Origin of the sequence: Sphingomonas montana (genome assembly GCF_001956315.1) — a bacterium.
Classification (GTDB): domain Bacteria; phylum Pseudomonadota; class Alphaproteobacteria; order Sphingomonadales; family Sphingomonadaceae; genus Sphingomonas_R; species Sphingomonas_R montana.
Genome location: NZ_KV887141.1, coordinates 71687 through 94687, shown reverse-complemented (window position 1 = coordinate 94687; position 23001 = coordinate 71687). Strand labels below are relative to the sequence as shown.

The 23001-nt window shown below is 69.0% G+C and carries 17 protein-coding genes; 10 read left to right on the top strand and 7 right to left on the bottom strand.

The window, feature by feature from the left end:
• The first annotated feature begins 123 nt into the window (after positions 1 to 123).
• From BKY59_RS02515 to BKY59_RS02500, 4 genes are all read left to right on the top strand, one after another.
• Positions 124 to 1650 carry a circularly permuted type 2 ATP-grasp protein gene (locus BKY59_RS02515; RefSeq protein ID WP_076068523.1) on the top strand — a complete coding sequence of 509 codons (1527 nt, stop codon included), beginning with the start codon at positions 124 to 126 and terminating at the stop codon, positions 1648 to 1650.
• Positions 1650 to 2582, top strand: a complete 933-nt coding sequence (locus BKY59_RS02510; RefSeq protein ID WP_076068522.1) for an alpha-E domain-containing protein — start codon at positions 1650 to 1652, stop codon at positions 2580 to 2582. The genes BKY59_RS02515 and BKY59_RS02510 overlap by 1 nt, the downstream gene beginning before the upstream one ends.
• Positions 2582 to 3415: a transglutaminase family protein gene (locus BKY59_RS02505; protein ID WP_076068521.1), complete on the top strand. Its 834-nt coding sequence runs from the start codon at positions 2582 to 2584 to the stop codon at positions 3413 to 3415. Before BKY59_RS02510 ends, BKY59_RS02505 begins: the two co-directional genes overlap by 1 nt.
• A gap of 63 nt (positions 3416 to 3478) precedes the next feature.
• Positions 3479 to 4228 (top strand): proteasome-type protease, encoded by a 750-nt coding sequence (locus BKY59_RS02500; RefSeq protein ID WP_076068520.1) that lies wholly within the window; start codon positions 3479 to 3481, stop codon positions 4226 to 4228.
• Between the two features lie 123 nt (positions 4229 to 4351).
• On the opposite strand, the gene BKY59_RS02495 is transcribed toward BKY59_RS02500, so the two are convergent.
• Complete coding sequence (locus BKY59_RS02495) at positions 4352 to 6286, bottom strand: S9 family peptidase (protein ID WP_076068519.1); 1935 nt, start codon at positions 6284 to 6286, stop codon at positions 4352 to 4354.
• Between the two features lie 117 nt (positions 6287 to 6403).
• Here BKY59_RS02495 and BKY59_RS02490 point away from each other — a divergent pair, with 117 nt between their 5' ends.
• Complete coding sequence (locus BKY59_RS02490) at positions 6404 to 8059, top strand: long-chain-fatty-acid--CoA ligase (protein ID WP_076068518.1); 1656 nt, start codon at positions 6404 to 6406, stop codon at positions 8057 to 8059.
• A 159-nt stretch (positions 8060 to 8218) separates the two neighbouring features.
• On the opposite strand, the gene BKY59_RS02485 is transcribed toward BKY59_RS02490, so the two are convergent.
• Positions 8219 to 8692, bottom strand: a complete 474-nt coding sequence (locus BKY59_RS02485; protein WP_076068517.1) for a Fur family transcriptional regulator — start codon at positions 8690 to 8692, stop codon at positions 8219 to 8221.
• 84 nt (positions 8693 to 8776) lie between these two features.
• Here BKY59_RS02485 and BKY59_RS02480 point away from each other — a divergent pair, with 84 nt between their 5' ends.
• The 5 genes from BKY59_RS02480 to BKY59_RS02460 all read left to right on the top strand — a co-directional run bounded on the left by BKY59_RS02480 (position 8777) and on the right by BKY59_RS02460 (position 13816).
• Positions 8777 to 9862: a COX15/CtaA family protein gene (locus BKY59_RS02480; protein ID WP_076068516.1), complete on the top strand. Its 1086-nt coding sequence runs from the start codon at positions 8777 to 8779 to the stop codon at positions 9860 to 9862.
• 150 nt (positions 9863 to 10012) lie between these two features.
• The gene (gene rplM / locus BKY59_RS02475; RefSeq protein WP_076068515.1) at positions 10013 to 10495 is read left to right on the top strand and encodes a 50S ribosomal protein L13; all 483 of its coding nucleotides are present in this window, start codon (positions 10013 to 10015) and stop codon (positions 10493 to 10495) included.
• The gene (rpsI, locus tag BKY59_RS02470; protein WP_076068514.1) at positions 10492 to 11079 is read left to right on the top strand and encodes a 30S ribosomal protein S9; all 588 of its coding nucleotides are present in this window, start codon (positions 10492 to 10494) and stop codon (positions 11077 to 11079) included. The genes rplM and rpsI overlap by 4 nt, the downstream gene beginning before the upstream one ends.
• Before the next feature lie 717 nt (positions 11080 to 11796).
• Positions 11797 to 13020 (top strand): bifunctional glutamate N-acetyltransferase/amino-acid acetyltransferase ArgJ, encoded by a 1224-nt coding sequence (gene argJ / locus BKY59_RS02465; RefSeq protein ID WP_076068513.1) that lies wholly within the window; start codon positions 11797 to 11799, stop codon positions 13018 to 13020.
• A 1-nt stretch (position 13021) separates the two neighbouring features.
• On the top strand, positions 13022 to 13816 hold the full coding sequence (locus BKY59_RS02460; protein ID WP_076068512.1) for an inositol monophosphatase family protein: 795 nt from the start codon (positions 13022 to 13024) through the stop codon (positions 13814 to 13816).
• Positions 13817 to 14260: 444 nt separating this feature from the next.
• On the opposite strand, the gene trxA is transcribed toward BKY59_RS02460, so the two are convergent.
• The 5 genes from trxA to BKY59_RS02435 all read right to left on the bottom strand — a co-directional run bounded on the left by trxA (position 14261) and on the right by BKY59_RS02435 (position 22998).
• On the bottom strand, positions 14261 to 14581 hold the full coding sequence (gene trxA / locus BKY59_RS02455) for a thioredoxin TrxA (RefSeq protein ID WP_076068511.1): 321 nt from the start codon (positions 14579 to 14581) through the stop codon (positions 14261 to 14263).
• A 51-nt stretch (positions 14582 to 14632) separates the two neighbouring features.
• Positions 14633 to 18088: a double-strand break repair helicase AddA gene (gene addA, locus BKY59_RS02450; RefSeq protein ID WP_129586162.1), complete on the bottom strand. Its 3456-nt coding sequence runs from the start codon at positions 18086 to 18088 to the stop codon at positions 14633 to 14635.
• Positions 18078 to 21062 (bottom strand): double-strand break repair protein AddB, encoded by a 2985-nt coding sequence (gene addB / locus BKY59_RS02445; protein WP_076068509.1) that lies wholly within the window; start codon positions 21060 to 21062, stop codon positions 18078 to 18080. Before addB ends, addA begins: the two co-directional genes overlap by 11 nt.
• 215 nt (positions 21063 to 21277) lie before the next feature.
• Positions 21278 to 22051, bottom strand: coding sequence for a nucleotidyltransferase family protein (locus BKY59_RS02440; RefSeq protein ID WP_076068560.1), 774 nt, complete (start codon positions 22049 to 22051; stop codon positions 21278 to 21280).
• Positions 22048 to 22998: an aminoglycoside phosphotransferase family protein gene (locus tag BKY59_RS02435; protein ID WP_076068559.1), complete on the bottom strand. Its 951-nt coding sequence runs from the start codon at positions 22996 to 22998 to the stop codon at positions 22048 to 22050. The genes BKY59_RS02440 and BKY59_RS02435 overlap by 4 nt, the downstream gene beginning before the upstream one ends.
• Between the last annotated feature and the right edge of the window lie 3 nt (positions 22999 to 23001).

Sequence of the window (23001 nt, the reverse complement as noted above, 5' to 3'; positions counted from 1 at the left end):
ACCGCCTGCCCGCCCATCCTGTCCGCCCGGCCCATACGCGCCACCTGCCCCCTTGTGCGTCGTTACGAACGCATGCAGTCTTGGCTTCGCCCGTCCACCCAGACGGCGGGCATCAGGAGGTCCATGCCTAGATCCGGTGCTTTCGACGAAATCTGGGGTGCATCCGGCAGCCGCGAGGGGCGCGCCGAATTTCAGCATCTGGCAGACTGGATCCGCGACACCGACACGGCCGAGTTCGATCGGCGCCAGGCCGCGGCCGAAGCGGCGTTCCGTCAGCTCGGCATCACCTTCGCCGTCTATGGCCAGGAAGAAGCCGCCGAACGCATCATCCCGTTCGATATCGTGCCGCGCGTCTTCACCGCGCCCGAATGGGAACAGCTGTCGACCGGCCTGGTCCAGCGGGTCGAAGCTATAAACGCCTTCCTCGACGACCTCTACGGCGCGCAACGCATCCTGAAGGACGGGATCGTGCCGGCCGAACTGGTGCTCGCCAACCCGCAATTCCGCCCGTTGCTGATGGGCGCCCGCCCGCCGCACGGCATCTATGCGCATATCTGCGGCATCGACCTCGTCCGCACCGGGCCGACCGACTTCTTCGTGCTGGAAGATAACGCCCGCACCCCGTCCGGCGTCTCCTACATGCTGGAAAACCGCGAGGCGATGCTGCGGCTCTGCCCCGAACTGTTCCAGGTCTACGACGTCCTGCCGGTCGATACTTATCCCGACCGGCTGCGCGAGACGCTGCAATCCGTGTCGCCACGGTCGGACCACCCGGTCTGCGTCCTGCTGACCCCGGGCCATTTCAACTCCGCCTTCTACGAACACAGCTTCCTGGCCGACTCCATGGGGATCGAACTGGTCGAGGCGGCGGATCTGGAGGTGGACGACGATATCGTCTGGATGCGGACGATCGACGGCCGGGTCCGTGTCGACGTGGTCTATCGCCGGATCGATGACGACTATCTGGACCCGCTGTTCTTCCGCCCCGATTCGATGCTGGGCGTCCCCGGCCTGCTCGCCGCCTATCTGGCCGGCAACGTCACCCTCGTGAACGCGCCGGGCACCGGCATCGCCGATGACAAGGCGATCTACAGCTACATGCCCGAAATCGTCCGCTATTATTCGGGCGGCGACGCGAAACTGCCCAATGTCGAAACCTATCGCTGCCGCGAACCGCAGGCGTTGCAATATACGCTCGACAATCTGGATCAGCTCGTCGTGAAACTGGTCGACGGCTCGGGCGGTTACGGCATGCTCGTCGGCCCCACCGCGTCGCGCGCGGAAATCGAGGCGTTCCGCGCCGCGCTGATCGCCGAACCACATCGCTACATTGCGCAGCCCACGCTGGCGCTGTCGACCGTGCCCACGCTGGTGAAGGACGGCATCGCGCCGCGCCACGTCGATTTCCGCCCCTTCTGCCTCAGCGGTGCGGACGGCGTCAGCATCGTGCCCGGCGGCCTGACCCGCGTGGCGTTAAAGGAAGGATCGCTCGTCGTGAACAGCAGCCAGGGCGGCGGCACCAAGGACAGCCTGATCCTCGCCCCCGCCCGCCAGACGATCGACCCGGACGGAATGCACCAGACATTGGGCACCATGAGCCAGACGATGGGACGCGGCATGAAACCCATGCAGTCGATGGGGCGCCGCTGATGCTCGCCCGCACCGCCGCCTCGCTCTACTGGATCGGCCGCTATGTCGAACGGGCCGAGTTCACCTCGCGTCTGCTCGAAGCGACGATCCGGTTCGACGCGCTCTCCTCCCGCCCGGCGGGCGAGGCCGCGTGGGACAGCGCGCTCGCCGTCGCCGCCGCGGATCAGGGCTTCGACGCCACCGGGGCCGCACGCACCCCCGCCAATGTCAGCCGCTATCTGACGCTCGATCCTGCCAATCCGGGCTCGATCCGCGCCTGCCTCGACGCGGCGCGGTCCAACTCGAAATCGGTCCGCACCGCGCTCAGCCGCGATGCGTGGGAGGCGATCAACCGCGCCTGGCTCGGCATCCGCCAGGCGACGTCCGGCGGCAACTACGCTACGCTGGCACTGGTCGAAACGTTGCGGGCGGAAGCGCGCGGGTTCGAAGGCGCGCTGCACCGGATGCTCCGCAACGAAGCCTATTTCTTCCTCGGTCTGGGCGCCGCGATCGAACGGGCGGACAACACCGCGCGGCTGATCGACGTCAAATATCATCTCCTGCTGCCGGCGGGCGAGGAGGTCGGCGGCGCGGTGGACCGCGACCAGTGGACCACCATCCTGCACACCGTGTCCGCCAACACCGCCTATCGCTGGCTCTACCGCGACCAGCCCAAGCCATGGCGTGTCGCCGATCTGCTGATTCTGCGCCGTGAAATGCCCCGCTCGCTGCTCGCCTCGGCGGACGAGGTCGTCGGCCTGCTCACCGCGCTCGCCAAGCTGCGCGGGCTACAGGGGGAGGCCGACCGCGCCGCTCGCACCCGTCAGGCGACGCTCGCCAACAGCACGATCAACGCGATCTTCGCGGGCGGCCTGCATGAATGGCTTGGCTGCTACATCGTGGAAAACGCGCGGATCGACCAGTTGGTCAGCACGCAGTTCAGGTTCGCCTGATGCGCCTCAACATCCTCCACCGCACGTCCTATGCCTACTCTCAGCCGCAGGCCCGGCTGATGCAGCTGCTGCGCATGACGCCGTCCAGCCACATCGGCCAGCATGTCGTCGACTGGCGGATCGACATCGATCGCGACGCCCGCCTGCGTTACCGCCGCGACGGGTTCGGCAACGAAACCGCTATGCTCTATGTCGAAGGGCCGGTCGATCGCATCACGCTGACCGTGGCGGGCGAAGTCCTGACGGAGGACACCGCTGGCATCGTCCAGGCCGCGAACGAACCGCTACCGCCGCTCGTCTACCTGCGCGCGACCCCGCTGACCGAACATGACGATGCGATCGCGACTTTCGCACGCGACGTCGCCGGATCCGGGGCGGATGGCGGGTCCCCGCTCGATCGGGCGCATGCGCTCAACCGCGCGATCGGGCAGCAGATGCGCTTCGATACCGGCACGATGAACGTCGAACGGTCCGCTGCCGCCGCGTTCGGCGCGGGGCACGGCGTCTGCCAGGACATGGCGCATGTCTTCATCGCCGGGGCGCGCGTGCTCGGCCTGCCCGCGCGCTACGTGTCCGGCCACCTGTTCCGCCGCGACGGCGCCTCCGACCAGCCCGCGGCACATGCCTGGGCCGAGGCGCATGTCGACGGTATCGGCTGGATCGGGTTCGATCCGGCCAACGCGATCTGCCCGGACGACGCCTATGTCCGCGTCGCGGTCGGGCTGGATTATCGGGAAGCGGCGCCCGTCTCCGGCGCCCGCACCGGCGGCGGCGTGGAGACACTCGACGTCGGCGTCCGGGTCGGCCTGTCGCAGTCCCAGTCGCAGGGTTAGGCGGTTGCGGATCACCCTTGCGCCTACTTCCGTTCGCACCATGCCGGGTCTAGGCTGCGGTCGATGACCTACTGTATCGGTATCAACGTTCGCGACGGGCTCATCATGATGTCGGACACCCGCACCAATGCGGGCATCGACAACATCTCGTCCTATCGCAAGATGCACGTGCTGGCGGACGGGCCGGACCGACTGATCCTGTGCCTGTCGGCCGGCAATCTTTCGATGACGCAGCATGTGCTGGGGCAGCTGGCCGAGGGGCTGGAACCGGCGGCGGAGGGTGGCCATCGCCGCCTGATCGCGGATCAGCCGTCGATGTTTCGCGCGGTCCAGCTGGTGGGCGAAGCGGTCACCAACGCCGATGCGGAGATCGGCGCCGGGCTGCGCGCCGCCGAAATCAGCGGCGGGGTCTCGCTGCTGGTCGGCGGGCGGATCGGCGGCGGGCCGATCCGGTTGTTCCTGGTCTATTCGGCGGGCAATTTCATTGAATGCCTGCCCGACAGCCCGTTTCTGCAGATCGGCGAACGCAAATATGGCAAGCCGATCCTTGATCGCACGATGAACTACGACACCGACCTGGACGAGGCCGTGAAGGTCGGGCTGCTCTCGTTCGATTCGACGATCCGCTCCAACCTGTCGGTCGGCCTGCCGATCGACGTCCTCGTGATCCCCGCCAACGCCGCCCGCCCCGTCATCCGCCGCCGGATCGAGGCGGACGACCCCTATTTCCAGAACCTGTCGGTCCGCTGGTCGATGATGCTCAACGAAGCCCGCGCGACGATCCCCGACCCGCCCTTCATGCGGATGGGGTGAGGTAGTCTTCTTCCCCCTCTCCCGTCCGGGGAAAGGGGAGCGACGCAACAACAGGCGCAGCACCTGGGAAGAGGTAGCCCCCTCTTCCAACCCTTTCCCCAAAGGGGAGAAGGCTAAAGAAAACTACTTCACCCCGACCCCGAACAACCGCCCCAGAAACACCGTTTCCACCGCCCGCCGCAGATCGTTGTTGCCCTTCTTCAGAAACCCATGCCCCTCGTCCGCGAACAGTACGTAGGACACCGGCACCCCGTTCGCGCGGATCCCCGCCACCACCTGCTCGCTCTCCGACTGCGGCACGCGCGGGTCGTTCGCGCCCTGCATCACCAGCATCGGCTTGCGGATCTTCGCCACGTTGCGCAGCGGCGATATCCGGTCGAACACCGCCTTCATCGCCGGATCGCGCTCGTCGCCATATTCCGCACGCCGATTGTCGCGACGATACGCCTCGGTATTGGCCATGAACGAGTTGAAGTCGCTGATGCCGTAACGTTCGACGCTGCCGACCAGCCTGTCCGCATAATGCTCCGACACCGCCAGCGACATATAGCCGCCATAGGACTGGCCGTAGACCGCGACCCGTTTCGCATCGAGCCCCGGCTGCGTCCCGATCCAGTCGAGCAGCGCGCCGATGTCCTTCACGCTGTCCTCGCGCTTCGGCCCGTTGTCGAGGTTCAGATATTTCGTTCCGTACCCGTCCGAGCCGCGGACATTGGGCAGGATCACGGTCGCGCCCAGCACATCCGCGAAATATTGTGCGCCGTAATTCCAGTTCGGCCGCGTCTGCGCCTCCGGCCCGCCGTGAATGTCGATGATGACCGGCGTCCGCACGCCCGCCGCAATCGCCTTCGGCCGATAAACGAACGCCGGCACCGACACGCCGTCGAACGACCTGAACCGCACCAGCGTCGGCTCCGCCAGTTTCGCCGGGTCGAGCCCACCCAGCTCGCTCTCCGTCCAACGGACCAACTGCCCCGCCGTCACGTCCCACGCCCACACATCGCCCGCCGACGTCGCGGTGGACAGGCCGATCGCCAGCCGCCGCCCGTCGGGCGTGAACTTCAACCCCGTCAGCACCCCGCGCGGCAGCACCGGCTGCGGCAACATCTGCCGCGTCCGGACCGGCGTCACCACCACGCGCGAGAACCCGTCCTCGTTCACCGCATAGGCCAGCGTCTGCCCGTCGTCGGACAGATCGTAATCCTCGACGTCCCACTGCGACGCCGGCGTCAGCACGCGGATCGCCCCGCCCGCGACCGGCAGCTCGATCAGCCGGCGAACGTCCGACTCCCGGTCGCTGATCGCGACGATCCCGCGCCCGTCCGCGGTGAAACGCGGGTCCTCGTACCGCGCCGCCGGCCCGGTCGCGACCGGCGTCACCCGTCCACTGGCGATATCGAGCAGCGACAGCGTCGTCTCGCGGTTCGACACGCCACGCGCGAGCAGGATGGTCCGCCCGTCGGCGCTTATGTCCGCCGGCCCGATCGCGCCGGTGCCCTTCAGCAGCGTGCGCGCGCTCTTCGGATCGCCCGGGTTCGCGATCATGATCGTATAGTCGCCCGAACCCTTCACCGCGCGCGACCAGGCCATGATCCGCCCGTCCTTGCTGAACGTCGCGGACTGGTTGCGCGTCCCCGGCTCGGTCATCCGCACCGGCTGTCCGGTCGGCCCCGCCACATAGATCTGAAACCACTCGTCCCCGCCGATATCGCGCCCGAACACCCACGCGTTCCGGCCCGGAATCGCCTGCGCACCCGCCACCGGTTCGGCCGCGAACGTCATTTGCGTCCGCGCCCCGCCCGGCGCACGGACATGATGCAGCTGCTGCGTCTCGCCAAACCGAGTCGCAATCAGCATCGATCCGTCAGGCAACCAGTCCTCGAACAACGCAGCCCGGCTGTTCTGATATCGCTGCACCGCATCGGCCACCGCCGGCGGGATGGCGGGCACGTCGTACAGCGTCGCGGTCCCGACAGTGCGGACGTTGGGCGCCGGGGCAGCGGCGACCAGCGCAGGCAGGCTGGCGGCGACGAGAAGGGCGGTCAGGGTCGGGCGCATGCGGTTCTCCGATGTTGGCACCCGTTGGACCCCGGCCGTGCGCGCGGGTCAAGCGCGGACCGCTTGCCCCCCGCCCCGGCGGCATGCCACGATGCCAAAAAAGTGACGGGAGTGGTGATGCTGGGACTGATGCAGGATTGGCCCATGACGGTCGACCGGATCATCGATCATGCGGCGACGTGGCACGGCACGGTCCCGCTGGTCGAACGCGCCGTCGACGGGTTCCGGTCGGCCGGCTGGGCCGATGTCCGGTCTCGCGCGCGGCGGCTGTCTGGCGCGCTGCTGGCCGCCGGCATCCGCCCGGGCGACCGGGTCGCCACCATGGCCTGGAACGGCATTGCCCATATCGAGGCCTGGTTCGGCATCATGGGGATCGGTGCGGTCTGCCACACGCTCAATCCGCGGCTGTTCGCGGACCAGATCGTCTGGATCGTCAACCACGCGGCCGACCGCATCCTGATCGTCGATGCCACGCTCTATCCGGTGATCGCACCGCTGCGCGCCCGCATGCCCACCCTCGAACGCATTCTCGTGATCGCCGCGGACACCGGCGCGCTGCCGGACGGGACAACCGACTATGACGCCTTCGTCGCGGATGGCGACAACGGTGCCGCATGGGGACAGTTCGACGAGAACAGCGCCTGCGGCCTCTGCTACACATCGGGCACGACGGGTAATCCGAAGGGCGTCCTCTACTCGCACCGCTCCAACTATCTCCACACGCTGATGACGTTGCAGGCCGACATCATGGGCCTGTCCAGCCGCGACGTCGTGCTGCCGATCGTCCCGATGTTCCACGCCAACGCCTGGGGGCTGGTCTTCTCCGCCCCCGCGGTGGGCGCGCAGATGGTGCTGCCCGGCCCGCGACTGGACGGCGCGTCGGTGGCCGAACTGATCGAACGGCACGGCGTCACCTTCTCCGCCGCGGTGCCGACGGTATGGCTGGCGCTGCTCCAGTATCTGAAGGCCAGCGGTCGTCGCCCGGACACGCTGCGCCGCGTCGCGATCGGCGGCAGCGCCTGCCCGGCGGCGATCATCCGCGACTTCAACGATCTCTACGGGGTGGAAGTGGTGCATCTGTGGGGCATGACCGAGACATCGCCGGTCGGGTCCTGCGGCGCGATGACCCCCGCCCTCGCGGCACTCCCCCATGCCGAACAGCTGCCGTGGCGGCTGAAGCAGGGTCGCCCCGCGCTCGGCATCGACATGCGGCTGGTGGCGGACGACGGCACCGCGCTGCCGCACGACGGCCGGACGGTAGGTCACCTCCTCGTCCGCGGCCCGGCAGTGGTCCGCGCCTATCTGAACGATCCGACGCCGATCCTGGACGAGGACGGCTGGTTCGACACCGGCGACATCGCGACGATCGACGGCCAGGGTTTCATGCAGATTACCGACCGCGCAAAGGACGTCATCAAGTCCGGCGGCGAGTGGATCAGCTCGATTGAGATCGAGAATATCGTCGTCGGCCACCCGCAAGTCGCGGTCGCCGCCGTGATTGGCATCCCCCACCCCAAATGGGACGAACGCCCGCTGCTAATCGTGCAGCCGATCCCGGGCCGGACACCTGCCGCCGCGGACCTGCTCGCCCATCTCGACGGCCGCATCGCCCGCTGGTGGATGCCCGACCGCGCCGTTTTCCTCTCCGCCATCCCGCTCGGCGCCACCGGCAAGATCGACAAGAAGGCGTTGCGTGCAATGGCGGAAACGGGCGCGTTCGATGAGGTGCAGGCGGATTTTACGGCATCCCAGAACAACTCCGGACCTTCGTGACGCTAAGCTGAACCCTTTGACCAACCCCGTTTGGTTCGAGCCTGTCGAGAACTTCGCGCAGGGTTCTCGACTGGCTCGAACCACACGGGGTTCGCCGCGTAAGCTCCGCTGACATCCTCATGCGTGAACGCTACGTGATCCGATCAACGCTCGTGCAAATCACCCCGCCGCAACGCACGCCGTACAGCGCCCGCGCACCTCGATCACCGGCCGCACCGGTTCGAAGCCCGCATCGATCGCCGCCTGTCGGACGGTTCCGGTGATCCGGTCGTTGTCCAGATGCGTCGTCTGGCCGCAGCCGTCGCATACCAGGAAGATGCAGTCGTGCCGGCAATCCGGGTGGGCGTTGGCGATATAGGCGTTCGCACTCTCCACCCGCTGCACCAGGTTCTTGCCTACAAACAGGTCCAGGATGCGGTACACGCTGTTGGCGGCGACCCGCCGCCCCTCCGCCTTGGATACCGCATCGGCGATGTCGTAGGCGGACGCCGGCCGGTCGAACTGGTTCAGCGCGTCGAACACGCGGGCGCGCATCGGCGTCCATTGCTCGCCGGCGCGTTCCAGCGCCCCCTGCGCTGCGACGGCAAGTGCCGGACCTTCGTGGAGGCGGTGATTTGGACCATGGGACATCATGTCATAGCTAATCACCCGCCTGCCCGGCCACAAGCGGCCCCCGCGCCATTGAACGCGCACGGCGGCGGGGCCATAGCCTCATTCATGCGCCTGTCCCGCCCCCACGCCCCTGCCATCCGCCCCCGCCACATCGCCAACTGGCTGATCGCGATGGCGGTGCTCGTCTTCTGCATGATCGTCGTCGGGGGCATCACCCGGCTGACCGAATCCGGCCTGTCGATGGTCACGTGGGAACCGATCTCCGGCATCGTGCCGCCGCTTAACACGGCGCAGTGGATGGCGGAATTCGACGCCTACCGCGCGACGCCCGAATATCTGAAGGTCAATCGCGGCATGACGCTGGCGGCGTTCCAGGGCATCTTCTTCTGGGAATATCTGCACCGCGTCATCGGCCGGCTGATCGGCATCGCCTTCGCCCTGCCGCTGCTCTGGTTCTGGTGGCGGCGCGCCATTCCCAAGGGGTACGGTCCGCGGCTGGCCGCCCTGCTCGCGCTTGGCGGGTTGCAGGGCGCGATCGGCTGGTGGATGGTTGCCTCCGGCCTCGTCGACCGGCCGGACGTCAGCCATCTGCGGCTGGCGACGCATCTGTCCGCCGCGCTGTTCATCTTTTCCGGCATGATCTGGACGGCACGCGACCTGCGACTGGTGGCGCGTGACGTTGACGCGGCCCCTGCCCGGCTCCGCACCGGATCGATCGTCGCACTGGCGATCGTCGCGGTGCAGATCATCATCGGCGCACTCGTTGCCGGGCTCGATGCGGGCTACGCCTTTTCCAGCTGGCCGATGATGGGCGACAGCTGGTTCCCGGCCGGCGGCTGGCGCGACACGATGGGCGTTGCGGCGAACCTGATCGACAACCCGATCGTGGTACAATTCGTCCACCGCTGGTTCGCCTGGATCGCCGCCGGCGCCGCCATCTCGCTCGCGCTCCGCGCCGCCCGCACCGGCGCGATGTGGGCGCTGCCGCTCACCGGCGGCCTCGTCGCGGCACAGATCGCCCTCGGCATCGGCGCGCTCCTGTCGGGCGTCGCGATCCCGATCGCCGCCGCGCATCAGGCGGTCGGCGCGCTCCTGCTCGCCGCGCTCGTCGCCTGTGCGCACCGCGTGGGGTCGTCTCCGGTCCGGGCGGCCAGCCGCTCGCCACGGGTTGGCCAGGTCCTCGCCCACTGACGCAGCATCGCTCGCAAAACGGCATGGTATCCTGATACCCGTCAGGAAAGCCGCGGTTTACTTGACTCTTTCGGCCCTTTCCGCGATTGACCGGCCGTTCGCGCCGCCCTGTGAAGGGCGGCGTCCTCGTTTCCGTTGAAAGGCACGCCCATGAAGGCGCTGATGAAGACGACGAAGTCGGCCACGCCGTACACCGTCGAAAAGAAATGGCATCTGATCGATGCCGATGGCCTGGTCGTCGGGCGCGTCGCCTCGATCATCGCCAACGTCCTGCGCGGCAAGCACAAGGCATCCTACACCCCGCACATCGATTGCGGTGACAACGTCATCGTCATCAATGCGGACAAGGTGCGCTTCACCGGCCGCAAGGCTGCGCAGAAGGTCTATTACCGCCACACCGGTTATGCCGGCGGCATCAAGGGCGTGACCGCGGCCAAGGTCCTCGAGGGGCGCTTCCCGGAACGCGTCCTGGAAAAGGCCGTGGAACGCATGATCCCGCGCGGCCCGCTCGGCCGTCAGCAGATGCGCAACCTGCGCCTCTTCAAGGGCACCGAGCACGACCATGAAGCACAGCATCCGCAGGTGATGGACATCGCCGCGATGAACCCGAAGAACAAGGTGGGTGCACGATGACCGACGACCGCCAGAATGACGGCCAGAGCGATGGCCGCCAGTCGCTCGCAGACCTCGCCGCGCTGACCGGCGCCACCCCCGCTCCGGCGCCCAAGGCCGATGTCGTCCACTATAACGACGAAGGCGAGCAGACGAACGAGGCACCGGCCCAGCCCGAGACCCCGTTCACGCCGCTGCGCGAACAGATCATCGACGCGCAGGGCCGCGCCTATGCCACCGGCCGACGCAAGGACGCGGTTGCCCGCGTCTGGGTCAAGCCCGGCACCGGCAAGATCACGGTCAACGGTCGCGATCAGGAAGTGTATTTCGCACGTCCGACGCTGCGTCTGGTCATCAACCAGGTGTTCGACATCGCCGATCGCGGCGGCCAGTACGATGTTGTCTGCACCGTCAAGGGCGGCGGCCTCTCCGGCCAGGCCGGTGCGGTCAAGCACGGCATCAGCCAGGCGCTGACCCGCTACGAACCGGTCCTCCGCGCCGCCGTCAAGGCTGCCGGCTTCCTGACGCGCGATCCGCGCGCCGTGGAACGCAAGAAGTACGGCAAGGCGAAGGCCCGCCGCAGCTTCCAGTTCTCGAAGCGCTAATCCAACCCCGGCCCCGGTCGGTCAACGAAGGGCCCCGCAGCGATGCGGGGCCTTTTTTGTTGGTCTCACCGCTAGGCACTACCCCAACAGTTCCCCGGCGAAGGCCGGGACCTAGACGCAACCTCTTCACCCGGCGCGCCGGACGTATCAGAGGCGCGACACCAAAGATTGCGCACACGCTACCCTCGTAGACCGCGCGCCCTACCGCGCCGTTGGTGGCGCCCCGCCTCCAACCAGATTGCGCACGCCGATCCAGTATGTTGCGCACCCCCACCCCGTTTGGTTCGAGCCTGTCGAGAACCCTGCGCGGAGTTCTCGACAGGCTCGAACCAAACGGCGTTGGGACGCGGGACGATTGCCTCTCAAGCCTCACCAACCCCGCCCATCCCAAGCGAAGTCGAGGGACCCTTCGAGCGTAGTCGAGAAGCCAACTGCACCACCAAGCTGCCGCTGGAAACAGGCACCAAACAGCGAGCCGACCACAGTCAATCCTCCTCTCGCCTATCGAGGGCATCGCACCACCCAAAAGACGAGGACTCCGTAAATCGCCCGGCCGCCCAGCCAGCCTCTTCTCGACTTCGCTCGAAGGGTCCCTCGACTTCGCTCGGGATGGACGGACAAAGAGCAAAGCCCCCCGGGATCCCAAACCCCAAATCATTCCCCCACCCGCCACAACCCGCTAAGGCTCCCCCCGCGCCCGTCGCCGCAGGAGTCCCGATGACCGACCTCTCCCCGCTCGCCCTGCCGTTCCCCGATCTGCCGCCCGTCGCCGGCGTCCGGCTGGGTATCGCCCGCGCCGGGTACAAGGCATGGGACCGCGCCGACCTGACCTATGCCGCCTTCGACGCCGGCACCGTCGTGGCCGGCGTCACGACGCAGAGCCTGTGTCCCTCGCCAGAGGTCGAATGGTGCAGCGCAGCACTCGTCCTGGGCCAGGCACGCGCGCTGGTGGTGAATGCGGGCAACAGCAACGCCTTCACCGGCCACCGCGGCCGCGCCGCGGTCGAGGCGATTGCCGCGCGCGTCGCCGGTGCCACCGGCTGTCGCCCGTCGGACGTGTTCGTCGCCTCCACCGGCGTCATCGGCGTTCCCCTGCCGATCGACCGGGCGGAGGCCGGCATCGATGCGGTCCTCGCCGCCCCGCCCGCTTCCTGGGCCGATGCCGCCGCGACGATCATGACCACCGATACCTTTCCCAAGGCAGCGGTCACCCATGCGATCGTCGACGGTCGGCGCATCACGCTGGTCGGCATCGTCAAGGGCTCAGGCATGATCGCGCCCGACATGGCAACGATGCTCGGCTTCGTCTTTACAGATTGCGCGATCGCCGCGCCGTTGCTGCAGACCATGCTGATGCAGGCGAACGCGACGACCTTCTCCTGCATCACGGTCGATGGCGATACCTCGACCTCCGACACCGTCCTCGCCTTCGCGACGGCCAAGGCCGGCAACGCCCCGCTCGAAACCGACGAGGATCCCGGTGCCGATGCGTTCCGCGCGGCCCTTGCCGACCTGTGCCGCATGCTCGCCCAGGCGGTGGTCCGCGACGGCGAAGGCGCGTCGAAGTTCATCGAAATCAGCGTCACCGGGGCCAAGTCGGACGCCAGCGCGCGCCGTATCGGCTTGTCGATCGCCAACTCCCCATTGGTGAAGACCGCGATCGCCGGCGAGGATGCCAACTGGGGCCGGATCGTGATGGCGGTCGGCAAGGCCGGCGAGCCCGCCGAACGCGACCTGCTGTCGATCCGGTTCGGCGATACACAGGTCGCGACCGGCGGCATCGCGGTCGAAGGCTATGACGAGGCCCCCGTCGCCGCCCACCTGAAGGACCGCGAGATCGACATCGGCGTCGACATGGGGCTGGGCGACGGCACCGCCACCGTCTGGACGTGCGACCTAACCCACGGCTACATCGCCATCAACGCCGACTATCGGAGCTGACATGCACGGCCTTCACACCGAAGTCTCCGCCCTCATGTGCCGCGTGGCGACCGAGATCATGATGCCGCGCTTCCGCAACCTTGCGGCGCACGAAGTATCGGACAAGACGCCCGGCGATCCGGTGACGATCGTCGATCAGGAAAGCGAGGCGCTGCTGACCGACGCACTCGCCCGCCTGCTGCCCGGCGCGCGCGTGGTGGGGGAGGAAGCCGCGTCGCTCGATCCGGCGGTCCTCGACGGGATCGGCGCGGGTACCGTCTGGATCATCGATCCGCTCGACGGCACGAAGAATTTCTCGGAGGGCATCCACCCCTTCGCGATCATGATCGCACTGACGGTGGACGGCGAACGCGAGGCCGGCTGGATACTGGACCCGACAACCGACCGCATGTGCCACGCCGCCCGCGGGCGCGGCGCGTTCGTGAACGACGAACGGGTCCGCACGAAGCCGACCGGCGGCCCGCTCGCCGTGGCGGCCCTCGCACTGCATTATCTCGATGACGAACGTCGGCAGGACCTCATCGAACGCGCGCGGGACAGGCTGGACCTCGTCGCCATCCCGCGCTGCGCGGGCGAACAATATCCGCGGCTGGTGTTGGGTCAAAACGACATCGCGCTGTTCGAACGCACCTGGCCCTGGGATCACGCCCCCGGCGGACTGTTCCTTGAAGAAGCCGGCGGCCGCATCGCCCGCCCGGACGGCACCCCCTACCGTATCGGCACCCCCGGCACCGGCGCCATCGCCGCCGCCACCCCCGAAATCTGGGACCGCGCGGCGAAGGTCATGTTCGGCTGATCGGGCAGTGCAGGGCGGCGGCCGGTCTGACCGCCGCCTCCAGCGCTGTGTATGGTCAGCCGCACGATCGGAGGGGCGACCTTGGCTCGAAAATGCCGGCCGTAGCTTAAAGGATCGGATAATCATCGCGTCGCGGTGGATTGCCGTACCGACGGTCCACTCGACGACACGCAAGTCCAGTTAAAGGACCGACCGCCTAACCGTCACCTTGGCGGACGTCGGGATCCATTATCACTACGATAATACTGGTCAGTATCGAAATTCACCACGCTGCCAAACGAGACTAGCGCAACCAAAATGAAACTTTGCCGCAGTCCTGGGCACAGACGGCTAAGGAAGATTAATTACTGCGTCGACGGTTACTCAAAATCTACCGTGTAAGTCCGTAAAAACACAGGCCGCGTCGCACCCACCTGCGCGACGCAGCCCATCCACTTCATCAGTTTACAGCGCGCCTTCCAACCAGCTCTTCAACTGGCTCTTCGGTGCGGCGCCGACCTTCGTCGCGGCCGCTTCGCCACCCTTGAACAGGATCATCGTCGGGATGCCACGCACGCCGTACTTCGCCGGCGCGTCGGGGTTCTCGTCGATGTTGATCTTGGCGATCGTCACCTTCTGGCCGAGTTCCTCGGACAATTCCTCGAGCGAGGGGCCGATCTGCTTGCAAGGGCCGCACCACTCCGCCCAGAAATCGACCAGTACGGGGCCGTCCGCTGCAATGACGTCGGCGTGGAAACTGGTGTCGGTGATCTTCTTGGTCGCCATGTGACTGCTCCTGTAACGTTGGTCCCGATGTAGGACGCACCGCCTGCCGGCTCAACCGACGGGCGGCTGCTTTTGCTCCGGGTGCACGAAGGCCTGCTTGTGCCGCGCCAGCAATTCCGGGCTCAGGTCGAACAAGGTCGGCCCGCTGGTGTACAGCAACGCGGCGGACACCGGCCGGCCGGGAAACACCACGCCCAGCGCCGCGACATAGGCCGCCATCTGCACGATATGCTGTGGCGGCACCGCATCGATCCCGCTTGGCACGCGTCGCGATGTCTTGAAATCGACGATCCGCACGCCGTCCGGCCGCACGAGCAGCCGATCGACCGTGCCTGCCACCACCACGCCGTCCACCACCGCCGCGATCGGCGCTTCGGCCAGCGCGTCCGGACCGAATATCTCGGCGAACCGCGGATCCGCGACGATCCTGCAGGCACTGGCGAGCAGCGCGGCGCGCTCATCCGAATCACCGACCCCGCCGGACTGCATCAGCCAGCGGTCGCCCGCCGCCATCCGCCGCTCGGGCGCCACGGCGGGCAAACGTTCGAACAGGGCGTGCAGCAACCGGCCACGCTCCGCCGCGGCCCGCATCGCGGCCACCGGCGGCGGATCGGACACTGCGTCCAGCCCGAGCGAGGAGGGTGCGAGCGGCCGCGGCGGGCGCGCCTCCTCCGGTGCCGCCCGCCGCAGCCATGCCGGCTCCGCGGGCACGGGCAACCTCGGCCGTGCCCGCCCCGCGGACGGCATGCGCGCCGCCGCCGGTGCGGTCCCGCGATGATGATGCGCCTGCCCCCAGATCGCATCGTCGACGGGCAGCGCGCCCAGCCCGGCCATCGCCTGACCGATCGCGGCGTACCAGCTGCGTTCCGGCGGCACCCCCTTGGCCCGCGGCCCCAATGCGCCGCCGATCACCAGCCGTTCCTCCGCCCGCGTCATGGCGACGTACAGCAACCGCCAATGCTCCTCGCGCTCGCGCTGCGCCTCGCTGGCCATGTCGTCGGCCAGCGACCCTGCCAGTTCCGCCTTGCGTGGGCGGAACACCGGCACCGGCCCGGCCTCGCCCAGCGACCATTTGATCGACCGGCGCGGTGCCAGTTCCGGGTCCGTCGTCGCGTCGGCCAGGATCACCATCGGTGCCTGCAACCCCTTCGATCCATGCACCGTCATCACCCGCACCGCGTCCAGCAGCGCGGACGGATCGCGCGTGATCGTCACCTCGCCCCGGTCGAACCAGTCGAGGAAGCCCTGCAACGTCGGCGTCGCCTCGTCCTCATACGCCAGCGCTGCACCCACCAATTCCTGGATCGGATCGCGCGCTTCCTCACCCAGCCGTCCGATCAGCCGCCGCTGGCCGTCCAGCGGACCGGTCAGGATATGGTCGAGGAACCGGAACGGCGTCTCGTAATCCGCCCGCGCCAGCAGGTCGTTCAGCCCGGCCTGCGTCGCCGCGTCGCCCTTTTCGCGCACCGCCTGGCGCAGCGTCCCGATCCGCCCGAAGCCGACATCGTACAGCGTCTGCTGGCTCCACCCGAACAGCGGCGACACCAGCAGCGCCGCCAGCGTCAGGTCGTCCTCCGGCTGCACCGCGAACCGTGCGGCGGCCAGCAGGTCGCGCACCGCCAGCGGCGCATCCAGCCGCAACCGGTCCACGCCCGCAACCGGCACCCCCTCGGCGTGCAGCCGCGCGACGATCAGCGACGCCAGCGTGCCCCGCTTGCGCACCAGGATCAGGATGTCCTCGGGCCGGAGCGCCCGCCCCTGCGATTCGAGCGGCAGGCCGTCGTCCAGCCACGCCCTGATCTGCCGCGCCAGCCGCGTCGCGAAGGCGCGCGTCGCATCGTCGATCCAGCTTTCCTCGCCGCCGTCGTCCGCCGCGTCGCCCGCGCCCTCGCCGTCCCCCGCGCTGTGCGGGCGGAGCAACGTAATTGTCCCCGGTCCGCCCTTGAAACTGGCATGCCGTTCGACCGCATGGTCCGGCCCCAGCCCCAGCGTATCCGCGCCCAGATCGCCGATCAGCCGGTCGACCAGTTCCAGCACCGGGGGCGTCGACCGGAACGACTGGTCCAGCGACAGCGCCAGGATCTCGCGGTCCGCGCCGCGTGCGCCCCGCTCGAAGTGCAGCCGCGCCGCCGCGAACGCCTGCGGGTTCGTCCCCTGGAACCCGAAGATCGCCTGCTTGAAATCGCCGACCGTGAAGATCGTGCGCCGCGCATTCGGCCGCGCGCCCTCACCCGCGAAGAACTCGCCCGCCAGCATCGCGACGATCGTCCACTGGTCGGTGTTGGTGTCCTGCGCCTCGTCCACCAGGATATGGTCGGTCTGGCGGTCCAGCTTGTACCGCACCCAGTCGCCCATCCCGTCGGTCATCAGCAGGCGCACCGTGGTACGGATCAGGTCGTCGAAATCGACCAGTCCCGCCCGCCGCTTGGCCGCCGCATAGAGCAGCGCATAGGTCTGCCCCGCGCGCAGCCCCGCCCCCACCAGCGCCGCCAGTGCGGCCCCCGCGCGCAGCGTCAGCAATGCGCCGCAGCGGTCATGCAGCCGCATCGCCGTTTCGGCATAACCCGGTATCTGCGGCGCCTGCCCCTTGGCGAACGAGCGCGGTTCGCCGTCCGCCTTCGCCCACACCTGATGCAGGTCCGCCAGCCCGGCGGCGCGCGTGGCCGGATCGCCCGTCAGCCACGCGGCGATCCGGTCGGCGCGGGCCAGCGCGGTCTTGGTCCCCCAATTGCCATTCGCCTCCGATATCTCCATCAGCGCGTCGATATCGAACATGTCGTCGGCACATGCTTCCGCGATCACCGCCTCGACATCGCCGATCGGCACGCCCAGCGCGGCACGCAACCGTGCCTCGATCCCCGGTCGCGGCCCCAGTTCCTCCAGGGCCACGGGCGCCCGCGCGCATTCGATCAGATACGCCTCCGCCGCCCCCTCGCCCAGCCGCCGCGACAGCGCCTGCACGTCGCGGATCAGCGGCAGGTCGCCCTCGCGCTCCGCTGCGACCAGCATCTCGGCCAGCACGCGCCGCGCCAGCGCCGCCTCCTCGCGTCCCTCGATCGGGCGGAACCCCGGCGTCAGCCCCGCCTCCGCGGGGAAACCCGCCAGCAGCGTCTGGCAGAAGGCGTGGATCGTCTGGATGCGCAGGCCCCCGCCCGCCGCCTCCAGCACGCGCGCGAACAGCGTCCGCGCACCTGCCACCGCATCGTCGCCATGCGGCTCGCCCAGTGCGAACAGTTCCTTGCGCAGCTTGGCATCGTCCAGCCGCACCCATGCCGCCAGCCGGCCATGGATCCGGTCCGCCATCTCTGCCGCACCCGCCTTGGTGAACGTCAGGCACAGGATCGCGGCCGGATCGACGCCGGACAGCAGCAGCCGCAGCACGCGCGCCGTCAACACATGCGTCTTGCCGGTCCCCGCCGATGCCGACAGCCACACCAGTTCGGCCGGGTCGGAGGCGCGCAGCTGGTCGCCCCGCAGCGGGATCAGCGGCTTGAACCTATGCGCCATCGCTTCGCCCATACCATTCGTCCAGCCGCATCAGCTGGTCGTAATCGCCGTACGGCGCATATTCGGGATGCAGCTTCGCGGTGAACGGCGCATCGCCCAGCAGCCAGTTGTCCACCGCATCGCCCAGCACGCTCGCCGCCAGCCGGGTGAACTCCGCCGTATCGATGCCACGCCCCTGCTTGTCGATCCCGACCGGGCTGGACGCATGACCCAACCGGTCGCCGTCCGCCGCCAGCGACCAATATTCGAACGCACCCGGATCGCCCTTCGCCTCCGCAAAGCCGCCCTTCTCCGCGATCAGGCCGAGCAGCCCCAGCTGCATCGCATAGCCGGCCTCCACCTGCCTGCGCGACGGTGCCTTGCCGGTCTTGTAGTCGACGATCGCCAGCGTCCCGTCCGGCATCCGGTCGATTCGGTCGACCGTCCCGAACAGCTCGATCCCCGCCACCGTCGCCGCTCCGCGCACCTCGGCGACCAGCGGCACGCGCCCTTCCGCCACCTGCACGACGATCCGTTCGGCCACCCAGTCGATCGCCTCCAGCAGCCGCGGCGTCCACAGCGCGCGCAACACCGGGTGCGCAGACGTCTCGGCCAGCATCCGCTGCGCCCGCGGGCGCAGCTTGTCCGGATCGCAGCGGTCCTCGGTCATCCACGCTTCGAACACGCGGTGGACCGCCGTGCCGCGCCACGCCGCGGTCGGGTCCGCATCGACCATGTCCCACGCGTCCAGCTTCAGCATCGCGCCTGCATAGAAAGCGTACGGATCCGCCTTCAGCCGGTCGAGCCGCGTCACCGCGATCCGCCGTGGCCGGTCTGCGATCGGCGGCGACGGTGCCGGCCGCGCGGCATAGGCGGGTGGCCCGGCGACATGGTCGATCGCCTGGGCCTGCGCCATCAGTCGGGGGTCGCGCGTCACGCCCCCGGTCATCGCCTCCATCCGCAGCCAGAAACGCGACGCGATCGCCGGCGCGCGCGCATCGCGCCTCGCCCGCGTCACCAGCACGCGCCGAGCGCCCAGCCCGGACGCGAAATCATGCGCGGCAAGGCCGATCCGCCGCTCCAGTCCCGGCAGGCCCAGCAACTGCCGGATCCGCGGCGCCAGCCACGGGTCGGGCGCGGGGGCCGATGGCCATGTCCCCTCGTTCAACCCGCCCAGCACGATCAGATCGGCATGCTGCAACCGCGCCTCGATCAGCCCCCAGATGAAGATGCGCGGATGCCCGCCCTGCGGCGGACGCACCGCCACCGCGTCCATCAACCCGCGCAGCAGGATGGGCAGCACGCCCGCATCGGCCAGCACCGGGACATGTGCCGGGCCAGCCGCCGCCGCATCCTCCAGCCCCGCGATCAGGTCCGCCGCCGCACGCCCGGCCGGTCCGGACCAGACGCCGTCGCCGCCCAGCGCACTCGCCGCGACCCGCAACGCGGCGATCAGCGTGCCCAGGTCGATACGACCCTGAAACGCCGCCTCCACCGGTTGCAAGATCTCGCGATGCGCCGACCACCAGTCCTGCGCCCGCTCGCGCACCCGCGCATCGCGCCCCTCGCCGCGTGCCAGATATGCGGTCAGCCCGTCCAGCCCCGCCGCCGGCCGCGGCCCGCGCAGCGCGCGGTCCAGCTGCCGCACGCCGTCCAGCCACGCCAGCCGGTCGTCCCCCGTCCGCACCAGCGGATGCTTCAGCAACGCCAGCAGCGGCACCGGAGCAAAGGCCTCGGCCGCCGCCTCCGCCAGCGCCAGCAGCAGCGCACCCGGCGGCGTGGCGGACAGCGGCCGCCCCGCGCTGTCGTCCGCCGCGATTCCCCAGCGCCGCAATTGCGACACCACCCGCCGCGCCAGCGCGCGATCCGGCGTCACCAGCGCGGCCGTCTTGCCCGGCTGTTCCAGCATGCCGCGCATCGCGATCGCGATCCCGCGTGCTTCGTCCGCCGGCGATGCGAACTCGGCCGCGCGAATGCCCGACAGCCGGCGCGCACGCGGCGGCAAGGTCTGCCATTTGCCGGTGAACCGCGCGGGTGCCATAGCATTGCCGATCGCCCGGCTGCGGATCGCGGGCGCATCTCCGTCGATCCCGCCCGCGCGGCCGCCATGCCGCCACCGCGCGACTTCGCCCCGCGCCACGCCCATCCGGTCGAGCAGCAGTTTCAGATGATATTGCGGATGCGTCTCGATCGCCGGCGGCGCGGGCCGATCGTCCTCGGCCGCATGCGGCCCGAGCGCCATCCATTCCGCCTCCGGCATGCTGAGGTCCAGCCCGGGCAGCACGACCATCCCGCCGTCCATCCGCGCCACCCGCCGCAACAGTGCCGCCACCGCCGGCGTCGACGCGGTGATTCCGGCGGCGACCACCAGCCCGGCCGGCGAGTTCGCCTTCCAGCTGTCGGCCAGCGCGCGCAACATCCGGTTCTGCCGGTCGGATGCGTCGATCGCGCCGGCCGCCGCCAGTACGCGCGGCCACCGGTCCAGGATCGTCTCGAGCACCGCCAGCGACGCCTGCCAATGTTCGGACAGTTCGGGGGCCACGCTGTCCGCCAGCCGCCGCGGCTCGACCTCCTCGGCGATCAGCTGGTCCAGCGTGCGTGCCAGATCGGCCGCCAGCCGCATCGCCTCGGCCGCATCGATCGGGTCGCCGGTGTCGCGGCGCACCTCCTGCACCAGCCGCGCCAGGATCAGGTGACGTCGCAACGGATCGATCGCCGGCGGATGTGCCGTCTCTCCATCGATCGGGTCGAACAGCGCGCCCGCCTGCTCGCCCGCGTCGATATCGCCGATCGCCACGAGCCGCGGCAGCATCAGTCCGCCGTCCGCCCGCCGCACGAACGCGTCGGTCATCGTCCGCACCGCGCGGTTGTTGGGCAGGATCACAAGCCCGCGCGCCAGCACCAGCGGATCGCCGCCCGACCGCGCGATCAGCCCGGCGACCAGCGCGTCGGCAAATGCCCGGTGCAGCGGGATGGTGAAGACATTCGGGGTCACGCAGCGGAACCTAACGGGAACGAACGAAAAGGAAAGGGCTCAGGCTGTAACGATTTCCAGTCATCCGCCGATCCCGAGCGAAGTCGAGGGACCCGTCGAGCGCAGCCGAGATGCCAACATCGCCCCTCGGCTACGCTCGGGGAAAGCTGCCTCGACTGCGCTCGGCATGGACGAAATTGGGATGGAGATCCCGGACTATCCTGGCAAGGCGCAACTCACGCCGCCCCCAACAGCAGCGCCTCGGTCTGCGCGATCGCGGCGGGGTGGCCCACGTCGAACCACAGCCCCTGATGAACGATGCCGTACGCCCGCCCCTCGGCCAGCGCGCGATCCCACAGGATGTTGGTCGAAAACCGCCCGCCCGGCGCACCGTCCAGCAAGCGGCGCGATACCATCTGCACGCCGGTATAGACGAACGGCGCGACCCGCCCGCCGCGCCGCCGCTGGATCCGTCCGTCCGCCGCCATGTGGAAATCGCCGACCCCCGCATGGCAGTTCGCCCGCGCCAGCGGCACCATCAGCAGCAGCGCGTCCATCTTCTCGTCGTCCCACCGCTGGGCCAGCAGGCGGATGGCGTCGATCGGCCCGTCGACCCAGTAATTGTCGCTGTTCACGACCAGGAACCGGTCGTCCTCGATCAGCGGCATCGCCTTCACCAGCCCGCCGCCGGTCTCCAGCAACTGCTCCCGTTCGTCGGACAGCAATATCTCGAAATCGCCCGCCCGCCGCGCCAGATGCGCCTCGATCGAATCGGCCAGATAATGGACGTTCACCACGACCCGCCCGATCCCGGCGGAGCGCAGCCGATCGAACACATGGTCGATCAGCGCCTTTCCGGCCACCTCCACCAGCGGTTTCGGCCGGGTCGCGGTCAGCGGGCGCATCCGCTTGCCCAGCCCCGCGGCCATCACCATCGCGGTGCGGATCGGTGCGCCGCCGGTGTCCAGCGCCAGCGGTGTCCGGCCCCGCGCGCGCGCCGACCCGGTCATGCCGCCGGCTCCCAGTGCGCCGCGCGCATCGCCGGCGGCACGTTCGCGTCGAACCATGCCCGCACCTCGGCCAGCGCCGGATGCATCAGGTCGCGTTCCAGATATCGCCAGACGCGCGGCTGATACGCCAGATAGCGGTCCTTGCCGTCCCGCTTCCACAGCCGGGTGAAGATGCCCAGGATCTTGGCGTTCCGCTGTGCCCCCAATATGGCATAGGCGGTCGCGTCGATCGGCCCGTAATGCTCCAGCATCGCCGTCTCCAGTTCCGCCGAAACCTCGCGTCGCGCATCCTGTAGCAACGATACGACATCGTAGGCGGGATGCCCGGCCAACGCATCCTGGAAATCGAGCAGCCCCAGCATGCCGTCGTCCAGCAGCATGATGTTTTCGGCGTGATAGTCGCGCAGCACGGTCACCACCGGCGCGCGGTCCAGCCGGGCCAGCGCCCTGTCCCACGCCGCGCCGTAACCGTCACCGTCCACCGCGATCCCGACCGCGGGCGCATACCAGTCGGGAAACAGCGCCGCCTCGCGCCGGTACACCGCATCGTCATAGGGCGGCAGGTCGGCCGCCGCCGGATGGGCGTGCAGATCGCGGATCAGGTCGATCGCCGCGCGATAGGTCTCCATTTCATATTCCGGGCTGCCGGCCAGCGCCTCCGCCATCCGCAGGTCGCCGAAATCCTCCAGCAGGACCAGCCCCGCCGCCAGATCGTGCGACAGGATGCGCGGCGCGCGAAACCCGATCGCGTTCAGATGGCCCGCCATCGCCAGGAACGGCCGGCTGTCTTCCTGTTCCGGCGGCGCATCCATCAGCACCGCATCGCGCGCGCCGTCGCGCACCCGGAAATAGCGCCGGAAACTCGCGTCGCCGGCCAGGGGCAGGATCGCCGCCCCGGACCAGCCGCACCCGGCCAGGAATGCCGGGGCGTGCGCGGGGGGAATCATGTC

Excerpts from the sequence above, each read along its gene's own strand:
- BKY59_RS02485 (WP_076068517.1), bottom strand. The coding sequence starts at position 8,692 with ATGATGTCCCATGGTCCAAATCACCGCCTCCACGAAGGTCCGGCACTT.
- BKY59_RS02460 (WP_076068512.1), top strand. The coding sequence starts at position 13,022 with ATGCACGGCCTTCACACCGAAGTCTCCGCCCTCATGTGCCGCGTGGCG.
- addA (WP_129586162.1), bottom strand. The coding sequence starts at position 18,088 with ATGGCGCATAGGTTCAAGCCGCTGATCCCGCTGCGGGGCGACCAGCTG.
- BKY59_RS02500 (WP_076068520.1), top strand. The coding sequence starts at position 3,479 with ATGACCTACTGTATCGGTATCAACGTTCGCGACGGGCTCATCATGATG.
- BKY59_RS02495 (WP_076068519.1), bottom strand. The coding sequence starts at position 6,286 with ATGCGCCCGACCCTGACCGCCCTTCTCGTCGCCGCCAGCCTGCCTGCG.
- BKY59_RS02435 (WP_076068559.1), bottom strand. The coding sequence starts at position 22,998 with ATGATTCCCCCCGCGCACGCCCCGGCATTCCTGGCCGGGTGCGGCTGG.
- trxA (WP_076068511.1), bottom strand. The coding sequence starts at position 14,581 with ATGGCGACCAAGAAGATCACCGACACCAGTTTCCACGCCGACGTCATT.
- argJ (WP_076068513.1), top strand. The coding sequence starts at position 11,797 with ATGACCGACCTCTCCCCGCTCGCCCTGCCGTTCCCCGATCTGCCGCCC.
- BKY59_RS02510 (WP_076068522.1), top strand. The coding sequence starts at position 1,650 with ATGCTCGCCCGCACCGCCGCCTCGCTCTACTGGATCGGCCGCTATGTC.
- BKY59_RS02505 (WP_076068521.1), top strand. The coding sequence starts at position 2,582 with ATGCGCCTCAACATCCTCCACCGCACGTCCTATGCCTACTCTCAGCCG.
- BKY59_RS02490 (WP_076068518.1), top strand. The coding sequence starts at position 6,404 with ATGCTGGGACTGATGCAGGATTGGCCCATGACGGTCGACCGGATCATC.
- BKY59_RS02440 (WP_076068560.1), bottom strand. The coding sequence starts at position 22,051 with ATGACCGGGTCGGCGCGCGCGCGGGGCCGGACACCGCTGGCGCTGGAC.
- rpsI (WP_076068514.1), top strand. The coding sequence starts at position 10,492 with ATGACCGACGACCGCCAGAATGACGGCCAGAGCGATGGCCGCCAGTCG.
- BKY59_RS02515 (WP_076068523.1), top strand. The coding sequence starts at position 124 with ATGCCTAGATCCGGTGCTTTCGACGAAATCTGGGGTGCATCCGGCAGC.
- rplM (WP_076068515.1), top strand. The coding sequence starts at position 10,013 with ATGAAGGCGCTGATGAAGACGACGAAGTCGGCCACGCCGTACACCGTC.
- BKY59_RS02480 (WP_076068516.1), top strand. The coding sequence starts at position 8,777 with ATGCGCCTGTCCCGCCCCCACGCCCCTGCCATCCGCCCCCGCCACATC.